This is a genomic window from Mycobacterium sp. E787 (assembly GCF_001668725.1).
Lineage (GTDB): Bacteria > Actinomycetota > Actinomycetes > Mycobacteriales > Mycobacteriaceae > Mycobacterium.
Map to the genome: position 1 here is coordinate 73,851 of NZ_LZKL01000127.1, position 25,722 is coordinate 99,572.

The 25,722-nt window shown below is 70.7% G+C and carries 23 protein-coding genes; 8 read left to right on the forward strand and 15 right to left on the reverse strand.

Translation table 11 applies throughout. The annotated features are described in order from the left end of the window. Positions 1–3: 3 nt before the first annotated feature. Positions 4–1,158 (reverse strand): AI-2E family transporter, encoded by a 1,155-nt coding sequence (locus A5705_RS25225; RefSeq protein WP_068280749.1) that lies wholly within the window; start codon positions 1,156–1,158, stop codon positions 4–6. Between the two features lie 158 nt (positions 1,159–1,316). On the opposite strand from A5705_RS25225, the gene A5705_RS25230 reads away from it, so the two are divergent. Continuing rightward, positions 1,317–2,498: a TIGR00374 family protein gene (locus A5705_RS25230; RefSeq protein ID WP_068280754.1), complete on the forward strand. Its 1,182-nt coding sequence runs from the start codon at positions 1,317–1,319 to the stop codon at positions 2,496–2,498. Here the strand turns inward: A5705_RS25230 and A5705_RS25235 are convergent. After that, the gene (locus A5705_RS25235; RefSeq protein WP_068280756.1) at positions 2,495–3,031 is read right to left on the reverse strand and encodes a hemophore; all 537 of its coding nucleotides are present in this window, start codon (positions 3,029–3,031) and stop codon (positions 2,495–2,497) included. The genes A5705_RS25230 and A5705_RS25235 overlap by 4 nt on opposite strands. Positions 3,032–3,351: 320 nt before the next feature. Between A5705_RS25235 and A5705_RS25240 the strand changes: the two genes are divergently transcribed. Further along, entirely contained in the window at positions 3,352–6,384 is a 3,033-nt protein-coding gene (locus tag A5705_RS25240; RefSeq protein ID WP_067883816.1) for an efflux RND transporter permease subunit, read from the forward strand. After that, entirely contained in the window at positions 6,381–6,917 is a 537-nt protein-coding gene (locus A5705_RS25245) for a hypothetical protein (RefSeq protein WP_067883818.1), read from the forward strand. The genes A5705_RS25240 and A5705_RS25245 overlap by 4 nt, the downstream gene beginning before the upstream one ends. Here A5705_RS25245 and A5705_RS25250 read toward each other — a convergent pair whose 3' ends face one another. Together A5705_RS25250 and A5705_RS25255 are read right to left on the reverse strand one after the other, a co-directional pair. Next, complete coding sequence (locus A5705_RS25250) at positions 6,918–7,607, reverse strand: hypothetical protein (protein ID WP_068280757.1); 690 nt, start codon at positions 7,605–7,607, stop codon at positions 6,918–6,920. It lies immediately after the preceding gene. Beyond that, a complete protein-coding gene (locus tag A5705_RS25255) occupies positions 7,604–8,263 on the reverse strand; it encodes a hypothetical protein (protein ID WP_067883822.1) in 660 nt (219 codons plus the stop codon). The genes A5705_RS25250 and A5705_RS25255 overlap by 4 nt, the downstream gene beginning before the upstream one ends. Before the next feature lie 41 nt (positions 8,264–8,304). Here A5705_RS25255 and A5705_RS25260 point away from each other — a divergent pair, with 41 nt between their 5' ends. Next, entirely contained in the window at positions 8,305–10,290 is a 1,986-nt protein-coding gene (locus A5705_RS25260) for a M13 family metallopeptidase (RefSeq protein ID WP_068280762.1), read from the forward strand. Positions 10,291–10,335: 45 nt separating this feature from the next. Here the strand turns inward: A5705_RS25260 and A5705_RS25265 are convergent, their stop codons facing one another. The 5 genes from A5705_RS25265 to A5705_RS25285 form a co-directional block, all read right to left on the reverse strand. Next, positions 10,336–12,600 (reverse strand): molybdopterin-dependent oxidoreductase, encoded by a 2,265-nt coding sequence (locus A5705_RS25265; protein ID WP_068280768.1) that lies wholly within the window; start codon positions 12,598–12,600, stop codon positions 10,336–10,338. Then, positions 12,597–13,184, reverse strand: a complete 588-nt coding sequence (locus A5705_RS25270) for a TetR/AcrR family transcriptional regulator (protein WP_068280771.1) — start codon at positions 13,182–13,184, stop codon at positions 12,597–12,599. The genes A5705_RS25265 and A5705_RS25270 overlap by 4 nt, the downstream gene beginning before the upstream one ends. Positions 13,185–13,294: 110 nt before the next feature. After that, the gene (locus tag A5705_RS25275) at positions 13,295–14,281 is read right to left on the reverse strand and encodes an Ig-like domain-containing protein (RefSeq protein WP_067883829.1); all 987 of its coding nucleotides are present in this window, start codon (positions 14,279–14,281) and stop codon (positions 13,295–13,297) included. A 118-nt stretch (positions 14,282–14,399) separates the two neighbouring features. Further along, positions 14,400–15,641, reverse strand: a complete 1,242-nt coding sequence (locus A5705_RS25280; RefSeq protein ID WP_067883830.1) for an MFS transporter — start codon at positions 15,639–15,641, stop codon at positions 14,400–14,402. Between the two features lie 119 nt (positions 15,642–15,760). Continuing rightward, a complete protein-coding gene (locus A5705_RS25285) occupies positions 15,761–16,051 on the reverse strand; it encodes a metal-sensitive transcriptional regulator (protein WP_067883832.1) in 291 nt (96 codons plus the stop codon). Positions 16,052–16,128: 77 nt separating this feature from the next. Here A5705_RS25285 and ilvD point away from each other — a divergent pair, with 77 nt between their 5' ends. Further along, complete coding sequence (gene ilvD, locus A5705_RS25290) at positions 16,129–17,865, forward strand: dihydroxy-acid dehydratase (protein ID WP_067883834.1); 1,737 nt, start codon at positions 16,129–16,131, stop codon at positions 17,863–17,865. Here the strand turns inward: ilvD and A5705_RS25295 are convergent. Further along, positions 17,862–18,302 carry an SPW repeat protein gene (locus tag A5705_RS25295; RefSeq protein WP_067883835.1) on the reverse strand — a complete coding sequence of 147 codons (441 nt, stop codon included), beginning with the start codon at positions 18,300–18,302 and terminating at the stop codon, positions 17,862–17,864. The two genes, ilvD and A5705_RS25295, sit on opposite strands and share 4 nt — an antisense overlap. Before the next feature lie 121 nt (positions 18,303–18,423). Between A5705_RS25295 and A5705_RS25300 the strand changes: the two genes are divergently transcribed. Next, complete coding sequence (locus A5705_RS25300) at positions 18,424–19,407, forward strand: nitronate monooxygenase family protein (RefSeq protein WP_067883837.1); 984 nt, start codon at positions 18,424–18,426, stop codon at positions 19,405–19,407. Here the strand turns inward: A5705_RS25300 and A5705_RS25305 are convergent. Next, the gene (locus A5705_RS25305) at positions 19,394–20,071 is read right to left on the reverse strand and encodes an O-methyltransferase (RefSeq protein ID WP_067884220.1); all 678 of its coding nucleotides are present in this window, start codon (positions 20,069–20,071) and stop codon (positions 19,394–19,396) included. The genes A5705_RS25300 and A5705_RS25305 overlap by 14 nt on opposite strands. Before the next feature lie 128 nt (positions 20,072–20,199). On the opposite strand from A5705_RS25305, the gene mymT reads away from it, so the two are divergent. After that, complete coding sequence (gene mymT, locus A5705_RS27555; protein WP_082956685.1) at positions 20,200–20,346, forward strand: metallothionein MymT; 147 nt, start codon at positions 20,200–20,202, stop codon at positions 20,344–20,346. Between the two features lie 47 nt (positions 20,347–20,393). On the opposite strand, the gene A5705_RS25310 is transcribed toward mymT, so the two are convergent. Genes A5705_RS25310 through A5705_RS25325 form a run of 4 tightly spaced genes read right to left on the reverse strand, consistent with a single transcriptional unit; the run spans position 20,394 to position 24,648 of the window. Then, complete coding sequence (locus A5705_RS25310; protein ID WP_197517080.1) at positions 20,394–22,511, reverse strand: beta-glucosidase; 2,118 nt, start codon at positions 22,509–22,511, stop codon at positions 20,394–20,396. Beyond that, positions 22,508–23,017 carry a TIGR04338 family metallohydrolase gene (locus A5705_RS25315; protein ID WP_067883839.1) on the reverse strand — a complete coding sequence of 170 codons (510 nt, stop codon included), beginning with the start codon at positions 23,015–23,017 and terminating at the stop codon, positions 22,508–22,510. Before A5705_RS25315 ends, A5705_RS25310 begins: the two co-directional genes overlap by 4 nt. Next, positions 23,014–23,763: a DUF2786 domain-containing protein gene (locus A5705_RS25320; protein ID WP_067883840.1), complete on the reverse strand. Its 750-nt coding sequence runs from the start codon at positions 23,761–23,763 to the stop codon at positions 23,014–23,016. Before A5705_RS25320 ends, A5705_RS25315 begins: the two co-directional genes overlap by 4 nt. Positions 23,764–23,808: 45 nt before the next feature. Continuing rightward, entirely contained in the window at positions 23,809–24,648 is an 840-nt protein-coding gene (locus A5705_RS25325) for an alpha/beta hydrolase (protein WP_156738599.1), read from the reverse strand. On the opposite strand from A5705_RS25325, the gene A5705_RS25330 reads away from it, so the two are divergent. After that, positions 24,596–25,720 (forward strand): sigma-70 family RNA polymerase sigma factor, encoded by a 1,125-nt coding sequence (locus tag A5705_RS25330; protein WP_082956686.1) that lies wholly within the window; start codon positions 24,596–24,598, stop codon positions 25,718–25,720. The genes A5705_RS25325 and A5705_RS25330 overlap by 53 nt on opposite strands. Positions 25,721–25,722 lie beyond the last annotated feature (2 nt).

The window sequence follows — 25,722 nt, forward strand, 5'->3', positions numbered from 1 at the left end:
GGCTCAGGGCCCGTCTCCCGGCTCGTCGGGTTCCGCCTGCACGACCACGCCCGCCTCGTCACCCTCGGCCTGCTTTTCGGCCTCGGCGGCCGGATTCGGGGCGAGCAACACCTGGATCGCATTGTTGAGGAACGCGACCGTCGGAACGGCCAGCAGGGCGCCGACGATCCCGGCGAGCACGCCACCGGTGGAGATGGCCAGCACCACCGCCAGCGGATGGATCGACACCGCCCGGCCCATCACCAGCGGCTGCAGCAAATGCGCTTCGAGCTGGTTGACCGCGACCAGCAAACCAAGGGTGATCAGCGCGTAGACCGCGCCCTTCGCCAGCAGGGCCACCACCACGGCCAGGAAGCCGGCGATCACCGCACCCACCAGGGGGATGAAGGCGCCCAGAAACACCAGCGAGGCCAGCGGCAGCGCCAGCGGGATGCCCATGATCGCCAACCCCGTCCCGACGCCGGCCGCGTCGGTAAGGGCGACCAGGAAGGTGGCCCGCACGTAGCCGATCAGCGATCCGTAGCCGGCGTTGCCCGCCTCGCGCACCCTGTCCCGGACGCCGACCGGGAAGATCTTGGTGACGTACTGCCAGATGTTGCGCCCGCCGTAGAGGAAGAAGATCAGCGTGAACAGGGCCAACACGGCGGCGGTGACGAGCTCGGTGATGGTGGCCGCGGTGGCCAGCGCGCCGCTGGTCAGCTTCGACTGGTTGTTGCGCAGCGCCTGGGTCGCGGCGTTGCCCGCGTTGGAGATCTGTTCGCCCCGCAGATGCAGCGGACCCTCGATCAGCCACCGGCGGGTGGAGTCGATGCTGTGGGTGATCTGGTCGGTCAGGTCGGGCAGGCCGTAGACGAATTGCACGATGACGAACGCCAGGATGCCGCCGAAGACGGCGAATCCGCCCAGCAGGACCAGCGCCACCGCGGCGCCGCGGGCCAGGCCCCTCTTGTCGATCCAGTCAACCGCCGGAACCAGCAAAGCGCTGATCATGAGCGCCAGCAACACCGGGACAACGATGACTTCGAGCTTCTTCACCACCCACAGCAAGGCGACGACCGCGGCCAGGATGACGAGCAAACGCCAGGCCCACGCCGCGGCCTTACGGACCAGGGGTTCGACTGACTCAGCCTCCGAGGCGTGGTCGAGGTTTGCCGGCATCGGGCCAGCCTAGCGGGCGCCGCCGCGGCCGGTCGGCGCCCGCATCCCCCCGGAAATCCTCCGGCCCGGCACGATCCGGTTACGACCCCGGAACGACCCTGACACAGTCGGAGCCGCGCCCGGCGGGCCGCGCCACCTGCGCGGTTACCCTAAAGCACGTGCCGCACCACGCACCCGCCCGCAAGCTCGAACTGACGCGTGAAGCTCCCCCGCGCGGCAGATACTGGTGGGTGCGCTGGGCCATCCTGGCCATCGTCGCGGTCGTGCTTGCTGTCGAGATTTCGCTCGGCTGGAATCAGCTGGCCAAGGCTTGGATGAGCCTGTACGAGGCCAACTGGTGGTGGCTGATCGCCTCGGTGCTGGCGTCGGTGGCGTCGATGCACAGCTTCGCGCAGATCCAGCGCACCCTGCTGGGATCGGCCGGCGTGCACGTCAAGCAATGGCGGTCGGAGGCCGCGTTCTATGCGGCCAACTCGCTGAGCACCACGCTGCCCGGCGGCCCGGTGCTGTCGGCGACGTTCCTGCTGCGCCAGCAGCGGATCTGGGGCGCCTCGACCGTGGTGGCCTCGTGGCAGTTGGTGATGTCCGGCGTGCTGCAGGCGGTAGGGCTGGCGCTGCTCGGCCTGGGCGGCGCGTTGTTCCTGGGCGCCAAGAACAACCCGTTCACGCTGCTGTTCACGCTGGGTGGCTTCGTCGCGCTGCTGCTGCTGGCCCAGGCGGTGGCGTCGCGGCCGGAGCTGATCGAGGGCATCGGCAGCCGGGTGTTGTCGTGGTTCAACTCCGTCCGGGGCAAGCCGGCCGACACCGGCCTGGACCGGTGGCGCGAGACGCTCACGCAGCTCGAATCGGTGAGCCTGGGCCGCCGCGACCTCGGCGTGGCCTTCAGCTGGTCGATGTTCAACTGGATCGCGGACGTGGCCTGCCTCGGCTTCGCCGCCTACGCCGCCGGCGACCACGCGTCGGTGGCCGGGCTGACGGTCGCGTACGCGGCGGCCCGCGCGGTCGGCACCATTCCGCTGATGCCGGGCGGCCTGCTGGTCGTCGAGGCGGTGCTCGTGCCCGGCCTGGTGTCCAGCGGGATGTCGTTGCCGAACGCCATCTCCGCGATGCTCATCTACCGGCTGATCAGCTGGCTGCTCATCTCCGCCGTCGGCTGGGTGGTGTTCTTCTTCGTGTTCCGCACCGAGAACGGCGGCGACTCCGACGGCGACGACCCCATCACCGGTCCGTTGCCCGTGGTGCGTCACGACCCGGCCTTCGACCCGACCGAGGCCGCCCTGCAGGGCCCGTTGCCGCCGCCCGAGCGGCAGCCGGAGCCCGGCGTTGGGCCGGCTTTCTAGCCGACGTTATTCGGTCGCGGTCCGCCGATCGTGACGCCGGGCAGCGTGCCGCCCGGGGTGCCGGCCGCGGGCGGGGCGGCCGCGGGCGGGGCGGCCGCGGGGTTGCCGGGCAGCGCCGGCAGCCCGCCGGCCGCGCCCTGTGCCTGCTGCATCATGCCCATCGCCTGCGGGATGGTGATCGGCAGCTTGCACTGCGTCGAGATGTTGGTCAATGGCTGCGCGAGCGACGTCATGTCGCCGGCGACCTTGGGGTTGGCCTCCAAATAGGACTTCAGCCCGGTGAGGGATTGTGGCCCGGCCTGCTGCTGCAACATCGTCGTCATCGCCTGGTTGGTCTCGGGATGCGAGTCCAGGTAGTCCCCCATGGACTTCGAGACAGCACCGATCGTGCGGGCGACCTCGCTGGCCGCGCACGGGTCGTTGGCGCCCGTCGCGGGCGGCCCGGCCAGAACTGCGAGAGCGGCGCCGGGTGCGGCGGCGGCGATCAGCCCGGCCAGCAGCCTGCGGCGCGCGGTCGCGGTGACGGTCAGCATGGGTCACTCCTTAGTTTGCGGAGGCGCGCGGCGTCCTGAACGCCCCGCAAACGGTTGGCATGAACGGCTTTTCCCGGCGGGGTTCCCCGCTCCCCCCGCGCGGCCATCGGACATCCTGCCATCCCCGACAGGGCCCTGCCACCTCGTGTGACCGACATCCCGCTTGGTCACCGGTTCACAACGACTTTGTGGCGGCTTGGCAACGTCCGTGTCTGCGCAGCTCAGGAACCAGATAAGCCGACATAATCCACAGGCTGCTGCGGTATTCTCGCCTGCACGCATTGCGCGAGAGCCCGGGGAGTGACGAAATCCAGCAGTTCATGATGCGCGTCAGTCGCAGCCTGCGTAAGTACCGCTGGTTGGTCTTCACAGGCTGGTTGCTGGCATTGGTGCCCGCGGTGTATCTGGCGATGTCGGAGTCGGGAAACCTCACCGGCGGCGGTTTCGAGGTGGCCGGGTCCCAGTCGCTGGCCGTGCACGATCAGCTCGAGGATCTCTACCACGACCAGGGCGCATCGTCGTTGGCGCTGGTCGCGGCCCCGCGACCGGACGCCAGCTACGCCGACATCAACGACGCGGTCGCGATGCTGCGGCAGGTCGCCGGCGAGTTCCCCGGCGTCACCGAGGTGCCCAACCCCGGCCAGCGACCGCCGCAGCCCGACCGTCCGTACGTGGTGTCGCTGCGGCTGGACGCGCGCAACGCCGGCACCAGCGACCTCGCCAAGCAGCTGCAACGGAAGGTCGGTGTCAGGGGCGACCAGTCGGGCCAGACCGCCAACGGCCGGGTGCGGCTCTACGTGATCGGCCAGGGCGCACTGAGCGCCGCGGCGGCGGCGAACACCAAGCACGACATCGCCGCCGCCGAAAAATGGAACCTGCCGATCATCCTGATCGTCCTGCTGGCGGTGTTCGGTTCGCTGGCCGCCGCGACCATCCCGCTGGCCCTCGGCGCCTGCACCGTCGTGGTCACGATGGGCCTGGTCTACCTGTTGTCGACGTACACCACCATGTCGGTGTTCGTGACGTCGACGGTGTCGATGTTCGGCATCGCGCTCGCCGTCGACTATTCGTTGTTCATCCTGATGCGCTTCCGCGAGGAACTGCGCGCCGGCCGCCAGCCGAACGAGGCCGTCGACGCCGCGATGGCCACCTCCGGGCTGGCGGTGGTGCTGTCGGGGATGACCGTCGTCGCCTCCCTGACCGGCATCTACATCATCAACACCCCGGCGCTGAAGTCGATGGCCACCGGCGCGATCCTGGCCGTAGCGGTCGCGATGCTCTCGGCGGCCACCCTGACGCCGGCGGTGCTGGCGACCTTCGGCCGGGCGGCCGCCAAGCGCTCGCGCCTCTTCCACTGGTCGCGCCAGCCCGAGGGCAGCCAGTCCCGGTTCTGGAATCGCTGGATCGGCTGGGTGATGCGTCGCCCGTGGGCGTCGGCGGTGGCGGCGTCGGTGGTGCTGCTGCTGATGGCCGTGCCGGCGGGATCGATGGTGCTGGGCAACAGCCTGCTGCGCCAGTTCGACTCGTCGCATGAGATCCGGGCCGGGGTCGGCGCGGCGGCGCAGGCGCTCGGGCCCGGCGCGCTGGGGCCGATCCGGGTGCTGATCAGCTTTCCCGACGGCGGCGCCGCCTCACCCGAGCACAGCCAGACGGTCGCCGCGATCCGCCAGAAGATGACGCAGGCCCCCAACATCGTCTCGGTGTCGCCGCCGCAATTCGCCGAGGACAATGGGAGCGCACTGCTGTCGGCGGTATTGTCGGTGGACCCCGAGGACATGAAGGCCCGCGACACCGTCGGCTGGATGCGCGTGCAGCTGTCCAAGGTGCCCGACCCGGGCACGGCGCGGGTCGACGTCGGCGGCCCGACCGCGCTGATCAAGGACTTCGACGACCGGGTGTCGCAAACCGAGCCGTTCGTGCTGCTCTTCGTGGCGCTGATCGCCTTCGTGATGCTGCTGATCTCCATCCACTCGGTGTTCTTGGCGTTCAAGGGCGTCCTGATGACGCTGCTGTCCGTCGCCGCCGCCTACGGCAGCCTGGTGATGGTCTTCCAGTGGGGCTGGTTGCGGGGCCTGGGTTTCACCCAGATCAGCTCGATCGACAGCACCGTCCCGCCGCTGGTGCTGGCGATGACGTTCGGGCTGTCGATGGACTACGAGATCTTCCTGCTCACCCGCATCCGGGAGCGCTTCCTGCACTCCGGGAACACCCGCGACGCGGTCGCCTACGGCGTGAGCACCAGCGCCCGCACGATCACCAGCGCCGCCTTGATCATGATCGCGGTGTTCATCGGCTTCGCGTTCGCCGGTATGCCGCTGGTGGCCGAGATCGGCGTGGCGTGCGCCGTCGCGATCGCGGTGGACGCCACGGTGGTGCGGCTCGTCCTGGTCCCTGCGCTGATGGCGATGTTCGCCCAGTGGAACTGGTGGCTGCCCGACTGGCTGCGCCGCATCTTGCCGTCGGTCGACTTCGACAGGCCGCTGCCCGAGGTCGACCTCGGCGACGTGGTGGTCATCCCCGACGACATCTCCGCGCTGGCGGCGCCCAGCGCCGACCTGCGCATGGTGCTCAAGTCGGCCGCGAAGCTCAAACACCTTGCGCCCGACGCCATTTGCGTGGCCGACCCGCTGGCCTTCACCGGCTGCGGCCGCAACGGCACGGCGGGCCACGCCGGCTTTGAGAAAGGCCCCGCCGGGAGCCGGGGGCTCGGCCCCGGGCAGATTCCGCACCAGGTCAACATCGACGACGAGGCGGGGGCCGACGTGAGCCCGGCGGCCAGGAACGGCAGCAACGGTCACCCGGGCGCCAAGAAGCCGGCCGTCGGCCGGGCGTCGCGCAACGGCATCGCCCGCGCGATCGCGGGGGACCGCCCCGTTCATCCCGTCACGCTGTGGCGGGGACGGCTGTCGGTCGCCATCGACGCGCTGGAGACCGGCGTCGAGGAGTGCGACCCCCCGCGATACGAGCGGCGCAGCCCGGTGGAAACCACCAACGTGCAGCTGCCCACCGGTGACCGCCTGCTCGTCCCGACCGGCGCGGAGGCGCTGCGGCTCAAGGGCTACCTGATCATGTGCCGTAACAGCAGCCGCGATTACGCCGAATTTGCTGACATGGTGGACACCGTGGAGCCGCAGACCGCCGCGGTGGTGCTCTCCGGCATGGACAGGTATTACTGGTGTCAAACGCCCAGGCGGGAGTGGATGGCGACGCAGCTGGTCCGCCGGCTCGCGGATCCGCATCCGTCCGATTTGGGCGACAACGGGTGGTCGGAGCCCGACGCCAGGGCAAACTGGGAAGATGTCCGGCAGCGCTGCCTGTCGGTGGCCGTAGCGATGCTGGAGGAGGCGAGGTGACGTTGGCATCCGAGCGACGCCCGGCGCCGCCGCCCCAGCCGCCCGCCGGCGAACGGCGCAGCCCCAACGGGGCACCTCCGGAACCTTTTCAGGACCCCGAGCAGCCGGTGGAGTTCTGGCCGACGGCCGCCATCCGCTCGGCCCTGCAGGGCGGTGACATCGCGACCTGGAAGCGCATCGCCGCCGCGCTGAAGCGCGATCCGTACGGCCGGACGGCCCGCCAGGTCGAGGAGGTCCTCGAGGGGACGCGGCCCTACGGCATCTCCAAGGCGCTGTGGGAGGTGCTGGAGCGCGCCCGCACCCACCTGGAGGCCAACGAACGCGCCGAGGTGGCGCGCCACGTGCGGCTGCTGATCGACCGGTCCGGCCTGGGCGAGCAGGAATTCGCGTCGCGCATCGGGGTGTCGTCCGAGGACCTGGCCACCTACCTGGACGGCAGCATCAGCCCGACGTCGGCGCTGATGATCCGGATGCGCCGGCTGTCGGACCGGTTCGTCAAGGTCAAGTCCGCGCGGTCGACCGAATCCAACTGATCAACGGGAGTTGATCGGCCGCACGTCGGCCACCAGCCAGGTGCCGCCCTTCTTGGCCAGGGTCAACCGCAACGCGGGAGCGACCTGTGTGGGCGGCTGGCCGGGCGCGTTCTGCGTCACCCGCAGGATCACCGCCACGCTGGCCGCCGACGGCCCGAGGGCCTCTACCCCGGCCGCCAGCGTCGCGGCCTGGGCGGTGACGTTGTGCTGGGCCAGGTCTGCGCTCGACTTCTGGTACTGCTCGCGGAAGGCGGCCGCCTGCTCGGGCATCATCAGCGCCGCGGCCCGGTCGAGGGAGCTGGCCGGCGCGCCGGGGGTGAACGACGCCATCGCCTCGGCCATCCCGGTCGCGACCGACACCACCTCCCGGGAATCCTTCTTGAAGTCGCGGTCCGCCCTCGTCCAGTGCGTATAGCCGGTCAGCACCGCCGCGCACAGGGCCGCCGCGCACAGCAGCACCACGGCCAGCCGCAGCCCCGGCGCGTCGTCGTCGGTGCCGACGCTGACCGAATCGCGGCGCAGCAACCAGAAATTGACGCCGACGCCCTCGGCGATCAGCACCAGCAGCGCCGTGCACCCCGCGACCCACCACACCGGCCAGCCGAGAACCACCCCGATCGCCAGCAGGGCGGCGACGGCGGCCAGCGGCGCCGCGATGTCGAAGGCCAGCAGCCGCCACAGGTTTCTCATCGGATGGATCCCAGCCCGGAGATCATCAGCTTGCCGTCCACGTCGGAGACGTCGAGGCGCAGGTTCCAGTGCACCACCTGCGGCTTGGCCCCGACGTTCTCGCTGACCGACGTCGCGACCACCATCACCGAGTCCGTCCGGCTGGCGAACGGCGGCAGCTTGGTGGTGACCACCTCCCGGGGAGGCCTGCCGCCCCCCGGCTGGGTGTCCGGGTCGCGGCGCACCGTTTCGATCGCCACCGCCTCGATCCGCCCGGCGCTCTGCGACTGCAGCTTCTGCACCACCTGCCGGTAGGGCTCCACGGCCGCGTCGAAGTCGGTGTTGAGCTCCCCGACGGTGCCGTCGTGCAGCTTCTGCAAGCTCGAGTCGATGTTGCCGCTGTTCATGTTGATCAGCACGCCGGTCCACTCGGCGGCGGTCTGCATGACGCGGGTCAGATAGGCCCGCTCGCCCAGCTCGTCGCGGTGCGCCGACCAGATGAGGTAGCAGAACACCACCGCGGCCACCGCCAGCACGCCCAGCACGGTCGACGCGATGCCGTACGGGGAAAAGATGCGGCCGCCCGGTCCGGGCCCTGGGGCGCCGGCTTCGGACTCGACGTCGTCCTCGGATTCGACGTCGTCTTCGGAGTCGACCTCGTCGGCGTCGGCGGACATGGGCGATCGTTGCACCCAAAAGAAGCTGGCAGGATGGCGGGGTGACTGTAGAGGCCATCCGATCGGGATTAGACCTGAGCTTTGTCGACGCGAACGCCCGCCCCCAGGACGACCTGTTCGGCCATGTCAACGGCCGCTGGCTGGCCGACTACGAGATCCCCCCGGACCGGGCGACCGACGGCGCGTTCCGGCAGCTGTTCGACCGCGCCGAGGAACAGGTTCGCGACCTGATCGAGGAGGCCGGCCGGCAGGGCGCCCCGGCGGGCAGCGACGAACAACGCATCGGTGACCTCTACGGCAGCTTCCTCGACGAACAAGCCGTCGAGCGCCGCGGCCTGGCGCCGCTGCTCGACGAACTGGCCCTGATCGACGACTGCGCGGACCCCGACGCCCTGGCCGCGGTGCTCGGCGCCCTGCAACGCACCGGTGTCGGCGGCGGCGTGGCGTTCTACGTGGACACCGACGCCAAGAACTCGGCCCGCTACCTGATGCACTTCTCGCAGTCGGGGATCGGACTGCCCGACGAGTCGTACTTCCGTGAGGAGCGGCACGCCGCCGTGCTCGCCGCGTACCCGGGGCATATCGCGCGGATGTTCGGCCTGGTCGTCGGCGGCGATCACGCGGACGCCGCGGCCCGTATCGTGGCGCTGGAGAGCAAACTCGCGGCCGCGCACTGGGACGTGGTGAAGCGCCGCGACGCCGACCTGAGCTACAACCTGCGCGCCTTCGCCGAGTTGCGGGACGAGGCAACCGGTTTCGACTGGGCCGGCTGGGCGGCGGCGCTGGGCAGCACGCGCGACGCCCTCGCGGAAGTGGTTGTGCGCCAACCGGATTACCTGGCCGCGTTCGCGGCGCTGTGGGACAGCGAGGACATCGAGGACTGGAAGCTCTGGGCGCGGTGGCGGGTGATCCGCGCCCGCGCGTCCTGGCTGACCGATGAGCTGGTCGCCGCCGACTTCGAGTTCTATGGCCGCCTGCTGACCGGCGCCGAGCAGATCCGCGAGCGCTGGAAGCGCGCGGTGTCGCTGGTGGAGAGCCTGTTGGGCGACGCGGTCGGAAAGCTGTACGTGCAGCGACATTTCCCGCCGGGCGCCAAGGCCCGCATCGACGCCCTGGTGGACAACCTCAAGGCCGCGTACCGGGAGTCCATCAGCGAGCTGGACTGGATGACGCCGCAGACCCGCGAGCGCGCGCTGAGGAAGCTGGAGAAGTTCACCGCCAAGGTCGGCTACCCGGTCAAGTGGCGGGACTACTCCGCGCTGGTGATCGACCGCAACGACCTGTACGGCAACTACCGGCGCGGGTACGCGGTCAATCACGACCGCGAGCTGGCCAAGCTCGGCGGTCCGGTGGACCGCGACGAGTGGTTCATGACGCCGCAGACCGTCAACGCGTACTACAACCCGGGCATGAACGAAATCGTCTTCCCCGCGGCCATTTTGCAGCCGCCGTTCTTCGACGCCGAGGCGGACGACGCCGCCAACTACGGCGGCATCGGGTCGGTGATCGGTCACGAGATCGGGCACGGCTTCGACGACCAGGGTGCCAAGTACGACGGCGACGGCAACCTGGTCGACTGGTGGACCGACGACGACCGCACCGAGTTCGGCGCCCGCACCAGGGCGCTGATCGAGCAGTACGACGCGTACGTGCCGCGAGCACTCGCCGAACATCAGGGCCCGCCCCATGTTCAAGGCGCCTTCACCGTGGGCGAGAACATCGGCGACCTCGGCGGGTTGTCGATTGCGCTGCTCGCCTACCAGTTGTCGCTGAACGGCGAGCCCGCCCCCGTCATCGACGGACTCACCGGCGTGCAGCGCGTGTTCTACGGCTGGGCCCAGGTGTGGCGCACCAAATCCCGTGACGCGGAAGCGATCCGGCGCCTGGCGGTCGACCCGCATTCGCCGCCGGAGTTCCGTTGCAACGGCGTCGTCCGCAACATGGACGCCTTCTACGACGCCTTCGGCGTGGCCGAGGGTGACGCCCTGTACCTGGAGCCCGGGCGGCGCGTGCGCATCTGGAACTAGGCCGCCTTATCTGGCGAGCAGACGCAAAAGCGCCGCGACACGCCGTCAAACGGGAATTTTTGTGTCTGCTCGGCACAATTCGATGCGGGCGGGCACGTGCTTGTGCCAGGGCGTGCCGGCGTAGGGGTCGCGCCATTGGGTGGACGTCAGCGCGTTCGGGGCGACACCGGGCGTGACGACGTTGCCGTCGTCGTCGACGTAGTCCAGGCCGAAACCGTTGGGCAGGGAAGCGTGCCCGGCGAGCATGGTCTCGGTGATCTCGACCGTCGCCTCGGCGCTGCCGGCCGCGGTGCTGATGCGGGCCCGTGCACCGTCCACCAGTCCGAGGTCCTGCGCGTCCTCGACGCTGACCCGCAGCGCCCCGTCGGCATCGCGTTTGCGCCAGGACGGGTCGCGGAAGATGTCGTTGGCGGTGTAGGCGCGCCGCTCCCCCACCGACAGCACGATCGGAAACTCCGGTGTGGTCAGCCGGGCCGGCGTCGCGGCCAAGGCCCTTAGCTCGTCGAGCATTTCGGGGATCTCCAGCGCGATCTTGTGGTCGGCGTGGCCGATCAGGACGAAGTCGTCCTGGTACTCGTGCCGGGTGAAGGTGACGCCCGACGGGTTGTCGAGGATCGCGTCGAACAGCGCGTTGCCGTCGGCGTGGCCGGCCCGCCGCACGGCCTCGGGGTAGGCCATCGCTGTCTTCTGGGCCAGCCCCCACGCGGCGGCCGCGCCGGCCAACCCGTCGGGCAGCGTCGGACCCAGCGTCTCGTAGAGAACATACGGAACCAGTTTCGCCATCGTCGGGTTGCTCGCCACCGCGGTCAGGAACGCCTCGGTGTAGGACTGGCGGCCGCGCCGCGCGGCCTCGTGCAGCGGGCGCAACTCGGCATCGTCGAGCACGCCGAGCGCGCGCACCAGCCGCGCCCAGATCTCCGGCTCGGGCAGCGTGCCCGGCAACGGCGGCAGCAGCGGCCGGCGCAACTGGAAAGTGTTGGCGGGAAACTCGAAGTTGAAGAAGGTGGCCTCGCACTTCTCGAACTGCGACGCCGCGGGCAGCACGTAGTGGGCCAGCCGGGCGGTCTCGGTCATCGCGACGTCGACGACGACCATCAGCTCGAGGCTTTGGAAGGCTTCCCGGCACGCGGCCGAATTGGCCAGGGAATGCGCGGGATTCGCGCTTTCGACGATCATGGCCCGGAACCGGTCGGGGTGATCGGTCAGGATCTCCTCGGGCACCGCGTTGCTGGGGATCAACCCGGCGATGACGGGCGCACCGGTGACGGGCGTGCGGCCAGAGACGGTGCTGAACAGCGGCGCAAACGACGAATGCAGATGCTGGCCGCCCTTTTTCGCGAAGTTGCCGGTCAGGATCCACAGCATCTTGTTCAGGTAGGAGCACAGCGTGCTGTTGGGCGCCTGCTGCACCCCGAGGTCCTCGAACACCGCGACGCTGCCGGCGGTGCCGATGCGCCGCGCCGCCGCGCGCAGCAGTTCCTCGTCGACCCCGCAGCGCTGCGCGTAGCCGGCGACCGGGACGTCGCGCAGCGCGGCGCGCACGGCGTCGGCGCCGTGCACGTGCTGGGCGAGAAACACCTCGTTGCAAAGGTTTTCCTGGACGAGGACCGCGGCCAGCGCCGCCAGGCACCACGCGTCGGTTCCGGGCCGCGCCCGCAGGTGGAAGTCGGCCATCTTCGCGGTGTCGGTGAGCACCGGGTCGATCACGATCATCGAGCGCGCCGGGTCCTTGGCGATCTCGTTGAGCACCACGCGGGCGCGCGGGAAGCTCTGGGACATCCACGGGTTCTTGCCGACGAACACCGACACCTCGGCGTGCTCGAACTCGCCGCGGGTGTGCCCGCCGTACAGTTGGGCGTCGACCCACGCCTCGCCGGTCTTCTCCTGCGCCAACGCATTTGACCGGTACCTCGACCCGAGCGCCTTGAGGAACGCCCCGCTGTAGGCGCCGCCGAGGTGATTGCCCTGACCCCCGCCGCCGTAGTAGAAGATCTTGTCGCCGCCGTAGGTGTCGCGGATCTGCTTGAACCCCTCGGCGATCTCGACAATCGCGGTGTCCCAGTCGATTTCCTCGAAGGTTCCGTCGGGGCGGCGGCGCATCGGCGCGGTCAGGCGGGCGCGGTTGTTCTGGTAGTGGTCGAGCCGCAGCGCCTTGTTACAGGTGTAGCCCTGCGACCCGGGGTGCGCCTTGTCGCCCCGGATGCGGGCCAGCCGGCCGTCTTCGACCTGGACCACGATGCCGCAGTTGCATTCGCAGAGGATGCAGGCGGTGGGCTGCCAGTCGGTGGTGGTCTTTTCAGTTGTCGTCATGGCGCGTTCCCTTCGGCGAGCTCGGTGACGAGCAGTCGGTGCAGCTGGCGGTGGACGACATCGAGGGGGGTGAGGTCGCGCCGCACCCGGGCCAGGACGATCGCGCCCTCCAGCGCCGAGGTCGTCAGCACCGCGAGCTCGTGGGCGCGGTCCGGCGCGATGCCGTCGGCGATGAGGCGCTGGGCGATCAGGTCCGACCACCGGTCGAACACCGCGGCCGCGCGCTCGACCACCGGCGCCATCCGCTCGCGGTCGGACTGCTCGCCGGCCTCGACGGAGACCGCGACGACGGGGCAGCCGGCGCGGAAGTCGGTCTCCAAGAGCTGGCGGCGGTACTTGTCGATGAGCGTGTCCAGCAGTTCCAGGCCGCCGCCGGCCTCGTCGATGACGGCGGCCACGTGCTCGCCGGCGTAGTCGACGGCCTCGCAGAGCAGCTGCGTCCGCCCGCCGGGGAAGTAGTGGTAGGCCGAGCCGCGCGGCGCGCCGCTGTGCTCGAGGACGTCCGAGATGGCGGTGGCATGCGCGCCGCGCTCCCTGATCAGCAGCGCGGCGGAAACCACCATCCGCTCGCGTGGGCTGCGCATATGTATGATGCTATACATAACCCCCGGGCCCGCGAAAGGGGCCCGGCAGTCGCAAAAGCCCCCCATTCGTAGGCGAAAAGGGGGCTTTTGTGACTGCTCGGCTACGCCCGTCACGACATCCAGTCGGCGGACCCGTCGTTCTTCTTGTAGTCGCCGCCGGTGGAGTTCTTCACGACGATCGGGTCACCGGGACCGAAGTTGTCGAAGAACCACCGCGCGTTGGACGGGCTGATGTTGATGCAGCCGTGGCTGACGTCGCGCTTGCCCTGGTCGTCCACCGACCATGGCGCACTGTGCACATAGTCGCCGACGTTGTCGAAGCGGACCGCGTCCTCGACCGTCACCTTGTAGCCGTAGGTCGAGTTGACCGGGACCCCGTAGGTCGAGGAGTCCATCACCACCGACGCCTTCTTGTCCTGCACGTAGTAGGTGCCATTGGGCGTCTGGTGGTTGCCGGACGTCATGCCCATCGACATCGGGAAGGTCTTCTCCACGGTGCCGTTGCGGGTGACGGTCAGCTGATGCGTGGCGTCGTCGGCCGTGGCGATCAGTGTGTCCCCGGTCTGGAAGCTCATCACGGTGCCGCCGGCGTCGACGGTCACCGCGGTGTGGGCGGGCCAGAAGCTCAGCGGGCGCCAGCGCAGCTGGGTCGGCGTCATCCAGTAGAACTTGCCCGGCACCGGCGGGGTCGACATCACGTGCACGGCGTCGATGGCCGCGCCCGCGTCCTCGACGGTCCCGGGGAAGTTGATGATGATCGGCTGGCCCACACCCACCGTCGACCCGGGCTTCGGGACGAACGACGGCGGACCGAACGGCGGGGTGCCGGTGAAGGCCGTCGGGTTCTGCCCGGCGGCGGGACCCGCGGCCGCGGGCGCGGCACCGGGGAAGGGCATCCATGGCGCCGGTGGCGGGGCCGCCAGGGGGTCGGCCGGCGCCGGCGGCGGCGACGGCGGTCCGGGAGGCGCGGCGACGACGCCCGGGTCGCCGGGGGCGGGGTCAGGGTCCGCCAGCGCGGGGCCGGCGCTCAGCACCAGCACACCGAGCATTGACGCCACTCCGGCTGCCTTCAGCGCCGCGAAGAGGCCCTTCGACATATGCATCCCTCCAGTCGCCATCTAACGAAACAGTGTGGCATAGCGAGCTGGCCAGCTACCTCCGCCGAGGCCGTCGGCGGGCGGCCCGCCACGTGGTTTACGCTCTTGAGCTGCGCAGCTATGAATTGCGTGAGGTTGCCGCGGCTACGTCGAGCGTCTGCCGGTTGGCCGCCATGGCGACCAGGGCGGTGGCCATCAGGGCCGCCGAGGCGGTCAGCATCAGCGCGACGCTGCGCTCGTAGAGCAGCCCGCCGGCCAGCGAGCCGGCCATGATGCCGACCTGAAACGCCGTCACGTACAGGCCCGACGCGCCGTCCGGGTCGTCGGCCCCGTTGCGCATCGCGGCGGATTGCATCATCGGCGACACGGCGGTGGCCATCGCGCCCCACAGGACGATCGCGGCCGTCCCCGTCAGGGCGGTCACCGCCGCCGGCGCGCCGCCGAACGCGAGCGCGGTCAGCACCACGAACGCGGCGGTCAAGCCGGCCATGCAGAGTAGGACGGCTCCGCGGGGCCGCCGGTCCAGGGGGCGCGCCACCAAACCCACGGCCACCACGCCGGCGGCGCCGTAGGCGGCCAGCACCCAGGCGAGATTGGGCCCGCGCACGCCGACGACGTCGCGGATGATCACCACGATGTACGTGTAGGACACGAAGTGGCCCGTGACCCCGACCATGGTGATCAGGCTGACGATGATCAGCCGGCGGTTGCGGTGGTGCCGCGCCCGCGGACCCACGCATTTGAGCTGATCGTCGGTGAGCACCAGCTCGGGCAGCAACAGCCAGGCCGCCACGGTGACGACGGCCGCGGCGGCCGTAATGCACACCGCGGCCAGCCGCCAGCCCCACATCAGGCTCATGGCGGCGGTGAGCGGGCTGCCGATCACCAGCGCCAGGCTGGTGCCGACGTAGATCGACATCGTGGCGCGCCCCGCATGGCTGGGCGGCACCAGCCGGGTGGCGATCGGGGCGATGATCGACCACAGCAGCCCGTGGGTCACCGCACACAACACCCGCCCGACGGCCAGCACCGCGAAGTTGGGCGCCAGCGCCGAGATGAGCTGCGAGACGGTCAGGCAGACCAGGCTGAACACCAGCGCGCGCCGGCGCGGCCAGTGCGCCGTCCAGCGCACCAGCGGGAACGTCGACAGGGCCGCCACCAGCGCGTACCAGGACAGCAGCGTCCCGACCAGAACCACGCTGACGTGCAGGTTCCGCGCGATCGCCGACAGGGCGCCCACCGGCAGGAGTTCGGCCGTCACGTAGGTGAACGCCGCGGCGGCCAGCACGGTCAGCTGCGCCGCGACCCGTGGCGTCCACGTTCGCGCGGCGGTGCTGGTGGCGGCAGTCATGGCGGTCATCGGTTGGGCACGCAATCGGCCGGGCAAGGCTGCTGGGCGAGATCACGCTGCACCTACCGTACGCACCGCAACAATAGGTTCCCGCGAGTTAGCGGTTCAACACGCCCACCGACGAGCGGTCAGGACCGCACCAGGCGCGCGATCGCTGCCGACGCCTCGGCCAGCTTCTCGTCGGCATCGTCGCCGCCCTCGGCCACCGCGCGCGTGACGCAGTGGCCCAGGTGCTCGTCGAGCAGGTTCAGCGCCACCGAGCGCAGGGCGCTGTTGACGGCGCTGATCTGGGTGAGGACGTCGATGCAGTATTTGTCTTCCTCGATCATCCGCGCGATCCCGCGCACCTGTCCCTCGATGCGCCGCAGCCGCTTGGCGTAGTTGTCCTTCTGCTGCGAATATCCGTGTGCGCTCGTCACCGCTCGAGTCTACCCCATACCCCGACGGGGTATGACCCGCGCGTCTGCGGGGGCGATCGCCCCGGCATACTTGCACGATGAATTCAGGGCAGGCCACACCCACGGATTCGGCGCCACCGAAAAGGGATGCCGACATCAAACCGCGCAGCCGTGACGTCACCGACGGCCTGGAGAAGGCCGCCGCCCGGGGCATGTTGCGCGCCGTCGGCATGGGCGACGAGGACTTCGCCAAGCCGCAGATCGGGGTCGCGTCGTCCTGGAACGAGATCACGCCGTGCAACCTCTCGCTGGACCGGCTCGCCACGGCGGTCAAGGAGGGCGTGTTCTCGGCCGGCGGCTACCCCCTCGAGTTCGGCACCATCTCGGTCTCCGACGGCATCTCGATGGGGCACGAGGGGATGCATTTCTCGCTGGTGTCCCGCGAGGTGATCGCCGACAGCGTCGAGACCGTGATGCAGGCCGAGCGGCTCGACGGCTCGGTGCTGTTGGCCGGCTGCGACAAGTCGCTGCCCGGCATGCTGATGGCCGCCGCGCGGCTGGACCTGGCGGCCGTGTTCCTCTACGCCGGCTCGATCCTGCCGGGGGTGGCCAAGCTGTCCGACGGCAGCGAGCGTGAGGTCACGATCATCGACGCGTTCGAGGCGGTGGGCGCGTGCGCCCGCGGCCTGATGCCCCGCGAGGACGTCGACGCCATCGAGCGGGCGATCTGCCCGGGCGAGGGCGCGTGCGGCGGCATGTACACCGCCAACACCATGGCCAGCGCCGCCGAGGCGCTCGGCATGTCGCTGCCGGGCAGCGCCGCGCCGCCGGCGACCGACCGGCGCCGCGACGGGTTCGCGCGCCGCAGCGGCGAGGCCGTCGTCGAGCTGCTGCGGCGCGGCATCACCGCGCGCGACATCCTCACCAAGGAGGCCTTCGACAACGCGATCGCGGTGGTGATGGCGTTCGGCGGCTCGACGAACGCGGTGCTGCACCTGCTGGCCATCGCCCACGAGGCCGAAGTCGCGCTCACCCTCGACGACTTCAGCCGGATCGGGTCGAAGGTGCCGCACCTGGCCGACGTCAAGCCGTTCGGCCGGCATGTCATGTCCCACGTCGACCACATCGGCGGCGTGCCGGTGATCATGAAGGCGCTGCTGGACGCGGGCCTGCTGAACGGCGACTGCCTGACGGTCACCGGCCGGACCGTGGCCGACAACCTGGCCGCCATCGCACCGCCCGACCCGGACGGCAAGGTGCTGCGGGCCCTGGACAACCCGATCCACCCGACCGGCGGCATCACCATCCTGCACGGATCACTGGCTCCCGAAGGCGCGGTGGTCAAGACGGCCGGGTTCGACTCCGACGTGTTCGAAGGCACCGCAAGGGTTTTCGACGGCGAGCGCGCCGCGCTGGACGCCCTCGAGGACGGCACCATCACCAAGGGCGACGCCGTGGTGATCCGCTACGAGGGCCCCAAGGGCGGCCCCGGCATGCGCGAGATGCTCGCCATCACCGGTGCGATCAAGGGCGCCGGGCTGGGCAAGGACGTGCTGCTGCTGACCGACGGCCGGTTCTCCGGCGGCACGACCGGGCTGTGCGTGGGACACGTCGCGCCGGAGGCCGTCGACGGCGGACCCATCGCCCTGCTGCGCGACGGCGACCAAATCCGCCTCGACGTGGCCGGCCGCACCCTGGACGTGCTCGCCGATCCGGCCGAATTCGAGTCACGGCGAAGGGATTTCAGCCCTCCGCCGCCCCGCTACAAGACCGGGGTGTTGGCCAAGTACGTCAAGCTGGTCAGCTCGGCGGCGATCGGCGCGGTCTGCGGCTAGCCCCGGGTCGCCGCCTCGCGCGTGCGCATGCCGAAATAGGCGGCGTTGAGGCCGACGACCGTCAGCAGCGCACCCGCGACGACGTTCGACCAGATCATGCCCGTCGTCGGCTCGAAACCGCGCAGGGCCCACGGCGACACGACGAGCCAGACGCCGAGCACCGGCAGCGTCCAGGTCATGCCGTGCGCGCGGTCCAGCGCCGTGGCGAACCCGTACGCCAGGAATGCCACCGCGAGCCCCGCGATGAGGTCGGACGTGGCGAGCGGTGCCGTCGCGCTGAACCCGACGATCCACGGCGACGCGGCGACGTACAGGCCCGTCAGCAGGGCCACGCCGAAGGTGACATGCGCACTCGTCGACTCGGCGACGCGCTCGTAATTCGCGCGCAGGGCCAACAGATCGGGGTGGTGATCGATTGATGAATGGACCGTGCTCATTTTGTGACCTTTCTGTAATGCAGCAAGCTCGTTGTGCGACAAGCACAGTGGGCCGCGCTGCAACCCATCCATCCGCTGTCAAGATTACGCCCGATCGACCAACCGCGTAGCGTCGTAAGTCGTGGACATCGCCGACCGATTGCGGCTCGACGTTCCGGTGGGCCAGGCCGGAATGGGTGGCGGCCTGGCGACCGCGCCGCTGGCGGCCGCGGTCGCCAAAGCGGGCGGCCTCGGAACGCTCGGCATCGCCACCCCACGCCAATTGCGGGCGTGGATCGGTCGGGTGCGCGCCGAGGCGCCCGGGCGCGCGGTTGCGGTGAACCTGTTGCTGCCCTTCGTTCATCGCCACCACGTCGCGGCGTGCGTGGACGCCCGCGTGGACGTGGTGGTGCTTGCGTTCGGCGAAAAGCGGGGACTCGTCGAGCACCTGCGCGACGCGGGAGTGTTCGTCTTCGTGATGGTCGGCACCGAGGCGCAGGCGCGCGTCGCAATCGCCTGGGGCGCCGACGGTTTGATCGCCCAGGGCCGGGAGGCCGGCGGCCACCTGGTGGGAACGATGCCGGCCCTGGACTTCCTGCCCCACGCCATGGGGGTGGCCGGCAACCGACCGGTCTTCCTGGCCGGCGGCATCGCCACCGCCGCCGACACCCGCGCCGCGCTGGATGCCGGCGCCGCCGGCGTCATCGCCGGCACGCGGTTCCTCCTGACGCACGAGGCCAACGCGAGCCGGGGCTATCAGCAACGGGTCCTGCAGGCGGACAGGACGATTGAGACGAACCTTTTCGGGCTGAGCTGGCCGTTGCGCCACCGGGTGGTGCCCAACGCGGCCACCCGCCGCTGGTGCGGCGCCGACGGGAGGGCCAAGGCGCTGCCCGCCGCCCTCAACGCGGCCAGCCGCCCGCTGTCGGTGTTGGGCTATTTCGACGCGGGCGCGCTGATGCGCCTGCAGTCGCCGGCCGTCCCGGTCTTCACACCGCTGGCCCCGGTGGCCGGGATGCCCGAGTCCCGGCTGGACAGCGCCGCCCTGTACGCGGGCGAAACCGCGCTGCGCATCGACGAACTCACCTCCGCCGAGCAGGCCGTCGAGGACCTCACGCCGCGCTGACGCCGTTGCGCACCAGCGCGACCGCGAAACCGTCCCAGTGCTTGGCCCCGACGGTCTGGATCACCGCCGTGTCGAGCCGCGGGTGCTCGCCCATCGCCTGCAACGTCTGCCGCGTCGCCTGCACCCGGGCGTCGTCGGACTCCGCATCCAGGATGCGCCCCTCACGAATGACGTTGTCCACCACGATGACTGATCCGGGACGAGCCAGCCGGACCGCCCACTCGAGATATGCGGCGTAGTTCTCCTTGTCGGCGTCGATGAACACCAGGTCGAAGGGCTCGCCGTTCAGGGTCGGCAAGGTGTCCAGCGCGGCGCCGACGATCACCTCGACGCGGTCGCCCACGCCGGCCCGTTGCAGGTTGGAGCGCGCGACCTCGGCGTGCCGGCGCTCGTATTCCAGCGTCACCACGCGACCTTCGGGTCCCGCTCCGCGCGCCAGCCAGATGGTGCTGAAGCCGCCCAGCGTGCCGATCTCGAGGATGCGCCGCGCGCCGATCGCACCGGCCAGCAAGGACAGGAACTTGCCCTGCTGCGCCGAGACCGCGATCTTGGGCAGGCCGGCCGCGTCGCTGGCCTCCAGCGCCGCGATCAGGGCCTGATCTTCGCCGACCACCGTGCTGTCCAGGAATGCGTCGACGTCTTGCGGTGTGGGGTCGTGGCTCATGACGTCCACGCTACCGGGCCCGGCGCGCTTCGCGCCGCCTATTTACGATATACCCGTGGGGGGTATAGAGTGGCCGCGTGGTGTTCCACAACGTGTGAGTCCACAACACAGAGAAGGGTGATGAAAAGATGGCGACCTATGACGCGGGAACCCTGTTGACGTGTGGCCACGAGGGCTGCGGATGTCGCGTTCGCATCGAGGTGCCGTGCCACTGCTCCGGCGCCGGTGAGCCGTACCGCTGCACCTGCGGCGACGAGCTGACCCCGGTCGAGTAGCCCAGGGCCCGCCGGTCGCGCGTTCGGGCCGTCAAGAGTCGTGGCGATCACCGCCCGAACGCGCGACCGGCCAGTTCGACCCCGGCCGACAGGTGCAGCGCGACCGCCGACGCGCCGACCGCCACCGTGTAGCCGCCCCGCTCGATGCGCCAGGTTTGCGCGCCGCCGTCGTAACGGGCGAGCAGGCGGGCGTCGGCCTCGATGGTCACCCGGCGGGTCGCGCCCGGCTCGAGTTCGACCCGCTGAAATCCGAGCAGCCGCAAGCACTGTCGGCCGGCGGCCGCGGTCAGGTACAGCTGCGGGACGTCGGCCCCGTCGCGGCCGCCGACGTTGACGACGCTGAAACTTGCGCTGATCGTGTTCCCGCCGCGGACCACCAGGTCGTCGTACTCAAAGCTGGTGTAGGACAAGCCATGACCGAACGCGAACATCGGCGCCAGGCCGCGCCTGGCGTGCCAGCGGTAGCCGACGTCGGCCCCTTCGACGTAGTCGATGGTGGTCGGCGTGCCCCACGGGACGCTGAGGCCGGGGAGTTCCGGCCGCGGCGTCTGGCCCAGGTCGACCGGGAACGTGATCGGCAGCCGGCCCGACGGATTCACCCTCCCGGCAAGCACTTCCGCGATCGCCCGGCCACCCGCCTGACCCGGATACCACGCCTGCACGACCGCGTTCACCGAGTCGCGCCAGGGCATGTCCGCCGGGTTGCCGGTCTCCAGCACCACTATGGTGTTCGGGTTGGCGGCCGCGACGGCGGCGATCAGCGCGTCCTGGCCCCACGGCAGCGAGAGGTCGGCGGCGTCGAAGCCCTCCCCTTCGGCGCGGACGGCGAACACGATCGCGACGTCGGCCCGCCGCGCCGCCAGCGCCGCCTCGGCCGGCGTCACCCCGGGATCGAACTCGATGCGCGCGTGCGGAAGGAGCTTGCCCAGCTCCCGCAGCGGGCTCGACGGCAGCACGTACAGGCTGCGCATGCCGGCCTCCAAACCCGCACCGCCGAGCGGGATCACGGCCGCGTAACCGCCGGCGGGGACGACGGCGCTCGACCCGTATCCGGCCGCGACCCCGAGTTGCGCGTGGCCACCGATGACCGCGATGCGCGCCGTCGACTCGGGCGACAGCGGCAGCACCCCCCGGTTGACGAGCAGCACGATCCCCTCACGGGCGACCCGTAACGCGATCTCGTTGTGCGCGTGCATGTCCGGCGCGGGCGCGGCGTCGTTCCGGTCGACGCCGACGGCGAATATCGACCGCAGGATTCGCCGCACCATGTCCGACAGCCGCCGTCGGGGAAACCGGCCGTCGGCGTAGGCGGCGCGCAGCGGCTCGCCGAACGCCTCGGCATCCCACAGCAGCTCGTCGATCTGCGCGCCGCATTCCTGGTCGAGGCCGGCCAGCGCGCATTGCCAGCTCGGGGTGGCACCCCAGTCGGACATGACCCAGCCGCGGTATCCCCACGCACCCTTCAGCACCCCGTTGAGCAAGGCGTCGTTGGCGGCCGCGTAATCGCCGTTGACCTTGTTGTAGGCCGTCATGACGGCTCCGGGCCGGGAGCGCTCGATGGCGATCTCGAACGCCAGCAGGTCGGATTCGCGGTGCGCGTCGGGATCGATGACGGCGTCCAGCCAGTGCCGGTTGGTCTCGTTGCAGTTCAGCGAGTAGTGCTTGACCGTCGAGATGACGCCCTGCTGCTGGATCCCGGTGACCGACTCGGCCGCCATTGCGGCGGTCAAAAGCGGGTCCTCGGAGAGGTATTCGAAGTTGCGGCCGTTGCGGGGGTCGCGCGCGAGGTTCATGGCGCCGGCGAGCTGCACGTTGAACCCGCGGCTGCGCGCCTCCCGGCCGATCACCTCCCCGGCGGCGCGGGCCAGCGCCGGGTTGAAGCTGGCGGCGAGGGCCAGGCCGGCCGGCAACGCGGTGGCCGTGTCACCCGGGCGGTAGCCCGGGTTGGTGACGCCCAGCCCGGCGTCGCTCATCAGCAGGGCCGGCACGCCGAGCCGGGGGATCCCGGGCACGTACCCGGCGCTCATCGGCACGCCGGCGGGGATGCGGTCGTCGCGCCGGGGGAACAGTTCACTGGCGCCCATCACCCCGACCAGCAGCGAGAACCGCTCGTCGTCGGTCATCTGGGACTCGACGTCGCGGGCCCGGGCGTCCGGATCGCTCACCGCGCACCCTCTTTGGCGTACACGACCCTCAGCACGTGCCCCACCTCCGGCCCCATCACCAGCTCGCTCAACTCGCAGATCGTCGCGACGAACTCGGGGCCGTGCGGCGGCTCGGCCTGACACAGGTGATGCGCAACCTCGTGCAGCACCACCAGCTCGCGCAACGCCCAGTCGGCGGTGTCGCGGTCGGGCACCGCGATAGTGCCTGCGCCGTCCTGGCTTTCGTAGTGGGCCGCGGTGGCGGCCCGCCGCGACCGTACCTTCAGTGGCGACACGCCGGGCCAACGGCGTCGCACCGACGGCAGCGCCAGCACCTCGTCGACGTAGCGTCGCACGGAGGCGACCGAGCCGAATCGGGCCTCGGGCGGCAGCGTCAGCTGCGTGCCGAAGAAGTCCACCGCCGCAGAGCCGTGCTCGGCGGCACGGTCGAACAACGTGCGGACGAAGTCCTCGGCCGCATATACCTTGGCGCGCTGCGAATCGCGGGCGCCGCCGGCCCGAGTCACCGTCGCAATGCGCTCCGGGCGCCGGGCAGTTCGGGGCTGTTCCCGAGCCGCGCCCGCCGGCCGGCCCGGTCGCCAGCGCGCCGCGCCGCCGACGAATACCCCGCCGTCGCGCGACTCACTTGATAGGTGCCGCGCGCCTTCGACGCGCCCCGGTAGAAGTCCCGCAGCTCGAGCTCCTTGTCGCGCAACGCGATAGCGGTCCCGGGCGGACGGCGGCGATCCGCGGTGGCCGCACGCGTGGCCTCCTCGCGGGCCTCGGCCAGGCGCTGGCCGACGCGGGCCCCGAACGCGAGCTGGAAGTTGAGCCGGGCGGTGATCGTCGGCGTCGGGCGGTGCGCGCCGGACGCGAGGTAGGCGTCCGAGGCCCGCACCATCTGGACGACCAGGCTGGCGTAGAGGGCGTGGGTCGCGTCGATGTCCTCGGCGAATCCGTAGGCGTAGACGAACGTCGAGTTCGACGCCACGTCGCAGCGCACATCGTTGGCCATCGCGATCACCACGAAGAGTTGCACATACGTCCGCAGCCCCCGGGTGCCGGCCGCGCCGATGGTGATGGTCCGCTGCGTCGGCGCCTGCACCGGCGAGCGTTTGGCCGCGTGCGAACGGGCGACCGCGAGGTCGATGGAGGCCGCCGTCGCCAGCCGTTGCGCGGCGCTCATGAAGGCGTCCGCCTCGTGCGCGTTGTCGGTCCCCTCGGCCTGACGCAGCAGCGCGGCGATCCGGGCCAGCATCTTGTCGTCGGTCATACGCGCCAAACTACTTCAGCGGGACGACAGTTTGCCGACGGCCGGTCACAGCCGGGCGGTGATCCAGGAGACCACGTCGCCGAGCACCTGGTCGCGCTCCGGCTCGTTGAAGACCTCGTGGTACAGCCCGGGGTAGACCTTCAGCTCGACGTCGGTGGACCCGACGCATTCCACCAGCCGGCGGCTGCCGGCGACGGGGATGAGCCGGTCGTCGGAGCCGTGCACCACCAGCAGCGGCGCGGTGAGCGCCGGCGCCCGCTGCGGCATCGTCTCGCCGACCTGGATCAGCGCCCGTCCGACGCCGGCCGGCACCTTCCCGTGGTACACCAGCGGGTCGGCGTTGTAGGCGGCCACCACCGCGGGGTCGCGGGAGATCGCGTCGACGTCGAGGTCCTGCACCGGAAGGCCGGGCACCACGACGCCGAGCACCTTGGCCGCGAGCACCATCGGCGGCGACACCAGGTCCTGGGCGGCCACCGCCGGCGCCGAGAGCACCATCAGGTCGTAGCTGTCCGGGCGTTCGACGCCGTACGCGAACACGATCCCGCCGCCCATGCTGTGCCCGAGCACGACGCATTTGAGGCCGGGGTGTTCCCGGGTGGCGATGCGGACCAGGGTGTCGAAATCCGTCGTGTACTCGGAGATGTCCCGCACGAGCATCCGCTTGCCGCCGGAGCGGCCGTGCCCGCGGTGGTCCAGCGCGTAGGTGACCAGCCCCGCGCCGCCGAAGCACTGCGCGACGTGGTCGTAGCGGCGGGCATACTCGCCGAGACCGTGCGACAGGACGACCACCGCCCGCGGCGCGGTGTCCGGCGTCCAGACGTCGTAGACGATGCGCACGCCGCCGACGCCGTCGAAGGTCCGTTCAGTGCGCGTAGCCATCAGAGGCAGCGTAGTGGCTCGGGGGCGGGCCTTGACCGAGACACTGTCGGACACCCTGCGTAGGCTCGTGCGCGTGAGGCTGCTCACCGAAAACGCCGGGGACCTTGGCGGTGACTCGGCGGTCGGCGGGGACTTCTCCACCGACGCCGAGCCGTACCGCCGCGAACTGCTCGCGCACTGCTACCGGATGACCGGGTCGTTGCACGACGCCGAGGATCTGGTGCAGGAGACGCTGCTGCGGGCCTGGAAGGCGTACGACCGTTTCGAGGGCAGGTCCTCGATGCGGACCTGGCTGCACCGCATCGCCACCAACACCTGCCTGAGCGCGCTGGAGGGCCGCGAGCGGCGCCCGCTGCCCACCGGCTTGGGCCAGCCCAGCTCGGACCCGACGGCCGAGCTGGTGGAGCGCCGCGAGGTGCCCTGGCTGGAGCCCCTGCCGGAGCTGACGGACGACCCGGCCGACCCGTCGGTCATCGTCGGGTCGCGCGAGTCGGTGCGGTTGGCGTTCGTCGCCGCGCTGCAACACCTTTCGCCCCGGCAGCGGGCGGTGCTGCTGCTGCGCGACGTGCTGCAGTGGAAGGCCGCCGAGGTGGCCGCGGCGATCGGCACCACCACCACCGCGGTCAACAGCCTGCTGCAGCGGGCCCGCGCCCAGCTCGAGGCCGTGCAGCCCAGCGCGAGCGACCGGCTGACGCCGCCCGATTCGGTCGAGGCGCAGGACCTGCTGGACCGCTACATCGCCGCGTTCGAGGCGTATGACATCGACCGGCTGGTCGACCTGTTCACCGCCGAGGCGGTCTGGGAGATGCCGCCGTACGTCGGCTGGTACCGGGGCGCGCGGGACATCGTCACGCTCATCCACCAGCAGTGCCCCGCCGAGCACCCCGGCGACATGCGCCTGCTTCCCCTGGTCGCCAACGGCCAGCCCGGCGCGGCCATGTACATGCGCGCCGGCGACGTGCACGTGCCATTTCAGCTGCACGTGCTCGACGTGGTCGACGGCCGCGTGGCGCGCGTGGTGGCATTCCTCGACGGCGCGTTGTTCCCCAAGTTCGGGCTGCCCGCTTCCCTGTGACG